At 54.9% G+C, this 7,463-nt stretch carries 7 protein-coding genes and 3 pseudogenes; 9 read left to right on the top strand and 1 reads right to left on the bottom strand.

Annotated features, from left to right (window positions below; genetic code table 11):
• Positions 1 to 218: 218 nt before the first annotated feature.
• The 9 genes and pseudogenes from AB4Z35_RS29460 (at position 219) to AB4Z35_RS29420 (ending at position 6,366) form a co-directional block, all read left to right on the top strand.
• The gene (locus tag AB4Z35_RS29460) at positions 219 to 392 is read left to right on the top strand and encodes a hypothetical protein (RefSeq protein ID WP_442101083.1); all 174 of its coding nucleotides are present in this window, start codon (positions 219 to 221) and stop codon (positions 390 to 392) included.
• Between the two features lie 291 nt (positions 393 to 683).
• Positions 684 to 1,451, top strand: a complete 768-nt coding sequence (locus AB4Z35_RS29455; protein WP_442101082.1) for a sterol desaturase family protein — start codon at positions 684 to 686, stop codon at positions 1,449 to 1,451.
• 128 nt (positions 1,452 to 1,579) lie between these two features.
• A complete protein-coding gene (locus tag AB4Z35_RS29450; RefSeq protein WP_442101081.1) occupies positions 1,580 to 2,302 on the top strand; it encodes a hypothetical protein in 723 nt (240 codons plus the stop codon).
• Between the two features lie 51 nt (positions 2,303 to 2,353).
• Positions 2,354 to 3,360 (top strand): annotated as a pseudogene (locus tag AB4Z35_RS29445) (IS3 family transposase); the annotation flags it as partial.
• Between the two features lie 79 nt (positions 3,361 to 3,439).
• Positions 3,440 to 3,535, top strand: a pseudogene (locus AB4Z35_RS29440) (DUF4406 domain-containing protein); the annotation flags it as partial.
• 95 nt (positions 3,536 to 3,630) lie between these two features.
• Positions 3,631 to 3,987 carry a hypothetical protein gene (locus AB4Z35_RS29435; protein WP_442101080.1) on the top strand — a complete coding sequence of 119 codons (357 nt, stop codon included), beginning with the start codon at positions 3,631 to 3,633 and terminating at the stop codon, positions 3,985 to 3,987.
• A 765-nt stretch (positions 3,988 to 4,752) separates the two neighbouring features.
• On the top strand, positions 4,753 to 4,965 hold the full coding sequence (locus AB4Z35_RS29430) for a DUF4224 domain-containing protein (RefSeq protein ID WP_442101079.1): 213 nt from the start codon (positions 4,753 to 4,755) through the stop codon (positions 4,963 to 4,965).
• Positions 4,943 to 5,593: pseudogene (locus tag AB4Z35_RS29425) on the top strand (tyrosine-type recombinase/integrase); the annotation flags it as partial. The gene AB4Z35_RS29430 and the pseudogene AB4Z35_RS29425, both read left to right, overlap by 23 nt.
• Before the next feature lie 563 nt (positions 5,594 to 6,156).
• Positions 6,157 to 6,366 (top strand): hypothetical protein, encoded by a 210-nt coding sequence (locus AB4Z35_RS29420; RefSeq protein ID WP_223510914.1) that lies wholly within the window; start codon positions 6,157 to 6,159, stop codon positions 6,364 to 6,366.
• A gap of 293 nt (positions 6,367 to 6,659) precedes the next feature.
• Here the strand turns inward: AB4Z35_RS29420 and AB4Z35_RS29415 are convergent, their stop codons facing one another.
• Complete coding sequence (locus AB4Z35_RS29415; protein WP_442101078.1) at positions 6,660 to 7,298, bottom strand: hypothetical protein; 639 nt, start codon at positions 7,296 to 7,298, stop codon at positions 6,660 to 6,662.
• Positions 7,299 to 7,463: the final 165 nt, after the last annotated feature.

Raw genomic sequence — 7,463 nt, 5'->3', positions numbered from 1 at the left:
AGGCTGCGTTCGGCTGCGAAGCAGTCGTAAAATCAGTAATCGCGGTACGTCAGGCGGGCCGCGTCAGCTGGACTCACGACTGCCATGCAGCCGAACGCAGCCTCGCGGGCTCGGCAGCTGCTACAGATCGCATTACCGCTTAACTGACTGGCATTAGGGAGTTATGCCTCTCCTGCCAACGCGGCCAGTCTGGCTTCAAATCCTGCGGCGATGAAGGCATGAAGCTCGTCCATACGGAAGCTGAAGCGGTCGCCTGCCGGGCTCATCAGCTTGGTGGTTTCCGGCTTTACCTCTACGATCTCACCGTCAATCTCTCCATGTTCAGCCTCGACAACCTCGTAAGAGTCTTCCCACTCATCGTGGCAAATAAATCCGTAGCCGAACGGCTCTAGCCCGTTTTGCTCGATGAGTTCGACGGCTATTTTCCAAAAAAACCACGAATTAACGGTTGAAACGGACAGGGACTGGTCGTTGAGGCGAAGGCTCCAGACTTTTAACCTACCCTTCCGGTCGATGAAGCGTCGCGGCGGCTTGTGGTGGAGTGGTCATGGGCTACTATCAAAAAAATCGCCGACGCGGATGGTTGATATGGTGACCAAGAACAAGAAGCGGCCAGTTCGATAATGCAAAAAATACCAAACACCGCTGTTCGTAAGACACTACTTTGAGAAGAGCAGGTCAATATGGACATTAAAGCCGCCTTACTAGGTACCATCCCGCTGTTGGCCATCTTCGTGATCGCCCTTCTCATCGAGCGCATCAATCCAGCCCAGGTGCAACCACTAAAATCGGCTGGCTTTAATCTGCTCTACACGCTGTTGTACGCCTTGGCGCAGTCCGCAATTGTTCCGCTGGTCTCCGTTGCCACGGTTGTCGCCGTCAATGCTGCAGGCGGTGGCTGGATCGATCTGCCGAACACTGGATGGGGGCTACTGCTCGGCTTTCTGCTTTATGCTTTCACGCTCGACTTCATGGAGTACCTGTTCCATCGTGCGCAGCATCGCTTTCCGGTGATGTGGGCCATGCATTCGTTCCACCACAGCGATACGGCGCTAAACGCAACCACTACCAGCCGGCATCATTGGGCTGAACACGGGATCAAGATGCTGACGATCTTCATGCTCGCCGGGGTGATCTTCAAAGCAAATTCCGCCATCGTCGGCCTATACGCGGCCATCAGTTTCTACAACGTGTTCTCCCACATGAATATCCGAATTGGCTTCGGCCGCATGTCGTTCGCTCTGAACTCGCCGCAATATCATCGCATTCACCACTCGGCACTGCCTGAGCACTACGACTGCAATTTTGCGGGGCTGTTTCCGATCTTCGACGTGCTGTTCGGCACCTACCGTCAGCCGCGTGCGGGGGAATTTCCACCCACCGGACTCGACGACAAGAAACCGCCGCACGGCCTGATCGATGCGATCATCTGGCCCGCCCGGGCGAAGTAACACGGATCAGGTGCAGGTGAACACGACGGCGCGCGCACGGTTCGCGCTGCTGCTGATGCATGTTGACCTCGCAAAGAAAAATCCGCCGAAGCGGGTTCATTAATTCATGGAGTTTTTTTTAAAATCTCATGTACATCCAAGCGCTCTCAAAAAGCTTACCTCGTTCGAGCTGGCTACCGGCCGGCACGCTTCTGTTCGTCGGTGCTGTGATTGCGTCAATGGCAGGTTTCGATATCGTCTTCAACGCCATCACCGGCGACATGCCGTGGATTCGCGTCGTGCTGTTTCTTGCACTCACGAGCCTGGGGATTTTTTTTGCGCAGCGCACCGGCCTTCGACTGGCGTCCCATGATCTTAGTCATCCTATTGCTGTCGCTTTTGGTATCGGGCTGCTCGTCGCAATATACATTGCGACCATCGACGTCGTAGTATTCAGGCACCTGTTACCGCCGCGTTACGTCGCTTATTTTTCCGAGCTCACCCTATCCGAGCGCATGATTTACTTCATGCTGCGCGCGTTCAACGAAAACATTCTTTACCGACTATTTCTCATGTCTGCTTTGGTATGGGGCATAGGGCTTGCCTGGCGAGATTCGCAAGGATTACCCCCAAAAACCGCTTACTGGATCGCCATTGTTCTCGCCCAGGCCATCCCCATGCTGCTCAACGAAGCAAGTTTTTATCCGCCGCACATAACGCCATTTTTTTTGCTCTACGTCGCCGTGCGATTCATACTGGCAGGCATTCTTTGGGGCTTCCTCTACTGGCGGTATGGCTTTGTAATGGCAGAAACAGCCCACGTTAGCACGCATATTTTTCTGCAGCCGATCCTGGGGTATGTAATGGTCTAATGAATCCGGACACCCATTTAGGCGAGAATGCTTGCCAGATCGAGGTGTCAGATGACCAAACAACGCCGTTCCTTTTCCGCTGAATTCAAACGCGAGGCTGCCGACCTCGTGCTCAACTACAGCTACATCGAAGCCAGCCGCTCACTCGGCGTCGGCGAGTCGGCGCTAGCCGCTGGGTTGAGCAGGAACGCCAAGGCGTCACCCCGCAAAGCAAAGCGCTGACCCCGGAGCAGCAGAAAATCCAGGAGCTGGAAGCCCGGATCGCCCACCTTGAACGGGAAAATCAATATCCAAAAAGGCTACCGCGCTCTTGATGTCGGAAGATCACGAGCGTACGCGCAGATCAATCAGCTTAGCGTCCACGAGCCGGCTGATTGGCTGTGCAAAGTGTTTGAAGTCACCCGCTCGTGTTACTACGCCCAGCGTCTCAGGCGCCGAACGCCTGATATTGAGCGGCTTCGGCTACGCAGTCGGGTCAATGAACTGTTCACACAAAGTCGAAGCGCCGCCGGTAGCCGCAGCATCGTGTTGAGGATTCAGGGAGACGGCGAGCAAATCGGGCGGTTCAAGGTGCGTGGTCTGATGCGGGAACTGGAGTTAGTCAGCAAACAACCGGGGTCACATGCCTACAAACAAGTGACGGTCGAGCGGCCTGATATTCCGAACATCTTGAATCGAGAGTTTGAAGTGCCGGCACCCAATCAGGTCTGGTGTGGCGACATCACTTACATCTGGGCACAGGAAAAATGGCACTACCTGGCTGTCGTCCTGGATCTCTGCGCACGTCGAATTGTTGGCTGGGCGTTGTCGAACAAGCCGAATGCGGATCTGGTCATCAAGGCGCTGGACATGGCTTACGAACAGCGTGGCAGGCCACAGGGACTGTTGTTTCACTCGGATCAGGGTTCGCCCAATATGGCAGCCGACAGTTTCGCCAACGACTTTGGCGTTACCGCATGCGCCAGAGCATGAGCCGTCGTGGAAACTGCTGGGATAATGCGCCGATGGAGCGCGTGTTTCGCAGCTTGAAAAATGAATGGATACCGACCGTGGGGTGGGCTGGCTCCAGCTCAGGCCGAGAAAAAACTAAACGTCGTGTCCGGGATTAGTTGACCACCACAGGCCACGCTCCCTGGCTGGGAGCATTCGAGAGGCGCCCATCTCGAAGTGTTGATCGCCGACCGCCTCGGCATGACGATAGTGAATGTCCATGATCTGGGATCGATGGAGTGACCATCGGCCTCACCCTTTGTCGTAAGTCGATTGACTGAAAAGGACTATTGGAGCCCAGTAATCAGCTGGCTAAACCTGATCAGAAGAGAAACACCATGTCGAAGATTACGGTGATATCCGGTGACTTTCTGGAAGGTGATGCTGAATTTCAATCTGGATTGTTCATTTTAAAATCCGCAGTAAAACCTTCTCTTGAAATAAAGATACCCATTTCAAAACTAGAAATTTTAGAAACAGCAACCGAGGAAATAGTTAATAAGAAAGGGAGCGTTATTCGGTGGAGTCTGGCTGGAGCATTGCTTTTAGGTCCGGTTGGACTAGTTGCCGGCTGGTGGCTATGTGATAAAGAAAAGGAAATCACTTTCTACGCAAAATTCAAAGATGGCCGCAGCCTTCTTGCCACAACTGATATCAATACTTACTCCAAACTCTCTACCTATCCCCACAAGTAACACCACTTTCCCCTTCAATGTCAGCCGCTATAGCGGCAAGGACGAAGTCATGCCTGAAAAAATCGTTTTGATCCAGCCAGCCCCCTGTCGTCCGCGATAAGAATTGCAAGCCCCGGCATAGGACGCCCCATGCCCACAAAAAACCAAACCTGTCGCGCCGCCATAGGATGAGCGCACGAGGGTGATGAAGCCGGTCATCACCGCCGTGCAGCATGCACTTCGCCAGATCGAAGCAAGAACTTCTATCTAATCTGAAGTTACCGACTTTCTAGAACGATTCCGCAGGCTGGTAGATCTCTCTTCTGCATCCCGATGCAGTAAGGAAACGCTGTAATCGTAGGTCGATATCAATGGCACAGGCTCCTCATTCCGGGACATATCAAGCCATCGCTTTGTGCGTTCAATGTCGAAGGATTCCTTCTTGAACTTCATCTTCGCAACAAGGTTCGCTGAAACCCTGAAGTGTCCACAACCAGCTCAGCATTTGACCTCTGACCAGTCTCCAGGCGCTCCAACTATCCTGGCGGCAGCCTGACAGATTAAGCACTTCATATTCGATCTCCATATCAGTGACCCATCAACTGTAGCCGATAACTGGCCAAGGACATCCCCATGCCTAAAGAGAACCGATTCATCCGGTTTCACCCGGACCCGCAAGTCGCTGATTAGCATCAGCGCGACAGTCTCCGACCTGGCGCCTTCAGCAAACGAACTGCCACCTCCACTCACCCACCTTCTGCCGCCACGCGCGGCATGGAGACGCTCATGAACATCCAGTTTCTTTCCCACACGGAGGTCTGCGAGCTTACCGGCGCGCGGACCAAGGCAGGCCAGATCCTCAATCTGAAGAAGAACGGCGTCAGGCACACCATTAAGGTGAACGGCTGGCCAAGTGTTACGGCGTTGGCTGTGACGGCGGTCGGTATTGCACGTCCGCCAGTACCTGACCTAGCGCAAGGCCGCGCCAGTGCGTACTAACAGGGAGAAGGCTCTGCTCAGTGCAATCTGGAACTTCGCCCGGGATACGGGTTACACAGGACTCGCCACCCCCTGCGCAGGTATCAAGGGTAACAAGGAAACGGGGCGGGAGATTTATATCGAGGATGCACTGTTCAAGCGTGTGTACGAGAAAGCAGATGTGGGCTTTCGAGATGCGATGGACCTTGCTTATTTGACTGGCCAACGGTTGACCGACGCTCGATTGATGGATGAGCGAGACGTCCGCGATGGGCAGATATGGGTGCTGCAGGGCAAGACAAACGCCCGGCGGCGGATTGAAATCACTGGAGAACTGAAGGTTTTGATCGATCGGATCGTGTTCCGAAAGTCAGAACACAAATTCCGCTCGACGCGGCTGATCGTTACAGAGGATGGCACACCAATGTTGGTGGCGATCTCGCGAGGAAGATTTGACTTGGCCAGGGAAGCAGCCGGGGTAGCAAAGTCCGAGTTCCAGATGCGCGACCTGCGTGCTAAAGCCGGCACGGACAAGGCCGAATCAAGCGGTGACATTTTGCAGGCCAGGGATCAACTTGGGCATACGACCGTTGTAATGACCGAGCAGTACATCCGCAACAGAAAAGGGAAAAAAGTCTCGCCAACCAAGAGAATTGCGGACCAGAAACAAACAAGGGCTTGCCCAGCTTTCGCTCGCAAACCCTTGATTTAAGATGGTCGAAGCCGGAATCGAACCGGCACGCCCTTACGAGCGGGGGATTTTAAGTCCCAAGGGAAAATCAATCAGGCCGCACCTTTCAATTGTTTTCCCGGGTCACAATCACGCCTTGTTTGCTGCCATCCAGGCCTATATTTCCGCATACCTTTCAGAGATTGCGGACCGGAAAAATCACCCACTTCAACGACAAAGTATGTTCTCGCTCCGAAGCGACTTACATTGCAGATATGCCGATCACGCATACCATAGTCGCTGTGTGGTTCTCGGCCCCTGGCACCCCATGCTTGAAAATGGGCGCATTCCCCAACATTTGTTGAGTCTTCTACTGGCGCTCGCTGCAAACGGTGCCCTACAGTGCTCAACCAAAAATAGCGAATCCCCGAAAAAGTCCCCACACCTTTTCGGCTCTTCCCCGGCGTCCTGCCGACCATGCCCTTCTTCTCTCCCCCCACGTTTGACGACTGCTACGCTGAAATCTCCACGGAGGAATCGCGATACCAAACTCAGACCTGCTCCCTTCCCTGCTCTTCAAAATCAACGAAAACCAGCTCGCCCTAGAAGCCGCCATCCTGGAGCTTTCTAACTGGGTCGAGCAGCGCGGCTCGGCCGACGTCGCCGACAACGTGCGCGGCGCGCTGGAAGCCATCGACAAGAATGAAGAGTTCATAAAGATGACGCTCGCGGTGATGATGGCGCCGGAGTGACGGCAATCACCAAAAGCGATTGGTGGAAAGATGAGTCCAACTTCCCGACCCTGCGCCACAAAAACGGGAGGGCTTCAGGTTTTGTGAACGACTGGGATTGATTGCTGACCCGGCCAGCTCCGCCCCCACTGCCGCCATCCTCGTCAGTGTTTCGGACTGTGCGACAGATTTCGAAAAAAAGTCGCAAACCCCGCGATGCATTAGGGCTTGCGACTCATTGGTGATATGTCCCTCAAGCTTGCGGGACGTCTTTTACGGCCAGCCCTGCCGTGTTCATTACGGCGCGTGCAGGCCTAGTTGTGTACCTCAACTGCGTCGACATCCGGGGCGTCCGCCACATCCTCCCGGGCATCGTTCGCCTCTTCTTTGGCAGCCTCTCGGGCATCTTTCGCCTCGACTTTGCCAGCCTCTCTGGCATCTTTCGCCTCAACTTTGCCAGCCTCTCTGGCTGCTTTCGCGTCAGCTTTGGCTGCGTCCCTGGCTGCATCTGCAGCAGCCCGGGCAGCATCTCTGGCTGCATCTGCGTCGTTTCTGGCAGCGTCCCTGGCTGCATGTGCGGCATCGTTGTCATTGTCATCCGCGTCGTCGTTGTCTTTCGCGTTGTCGTTGTCTTTCGCCTTGTCGTTGTCCTTCGCCTTGTCGTTGTCTTTCGCCTTGTCGTTGTCCTTCGCCTTGTCGTTATCCTTCGCCCTGTCGTTGTCTTTCGCCTTGTCGTTGTCTTTCACCCTGTCGTTGTCTTTCGCCTTGTCGTTGTCTTTCGCCCTGTCGTTGTCTTTCGCCYTGTCGTTGTCTTTCGCCCTGTCGTTGTCTTTCGCCYTGTCGTTGTCCTTCGCCCTGTCGTTGTCCTTCGCCYTGTCGTTGTCCTTCGCCCTGTCGTTGTCYTTCGCCCTGTCGTTGTCATGCGCATTGCCTGGGCCTCTGTTCCCGGCCATACCACCATGGTCAGCGTCGCCGCGCCCCGGGCCTCCATGACCGTCACCGTCATGGCCTGCTGCACCATGATCGCCACCCTCTCCATGGTCGCCGCCACCGTGACCGCCACCTGCTGCACCATGATCGCCACCCTCTCCATGGTCGCCGCCACCGTGACCGCCACC

It is taken from the genome of Pseudomonas sp. KB_15 (assembly GCF_052114525.1).
In the GTDB taxonomy this organism is placed as follows: Bacteria; Pseudomonadota; Gammaproteobacteria; order Pseudomonadales; family Pseudomonadaceae; genus Aquipseudomonas.
The sequence above is the reverse complement of the archived record's forward strand: the minus strand, read 5'-3'. Positions and strand labels throughout refer to the sequence as shown.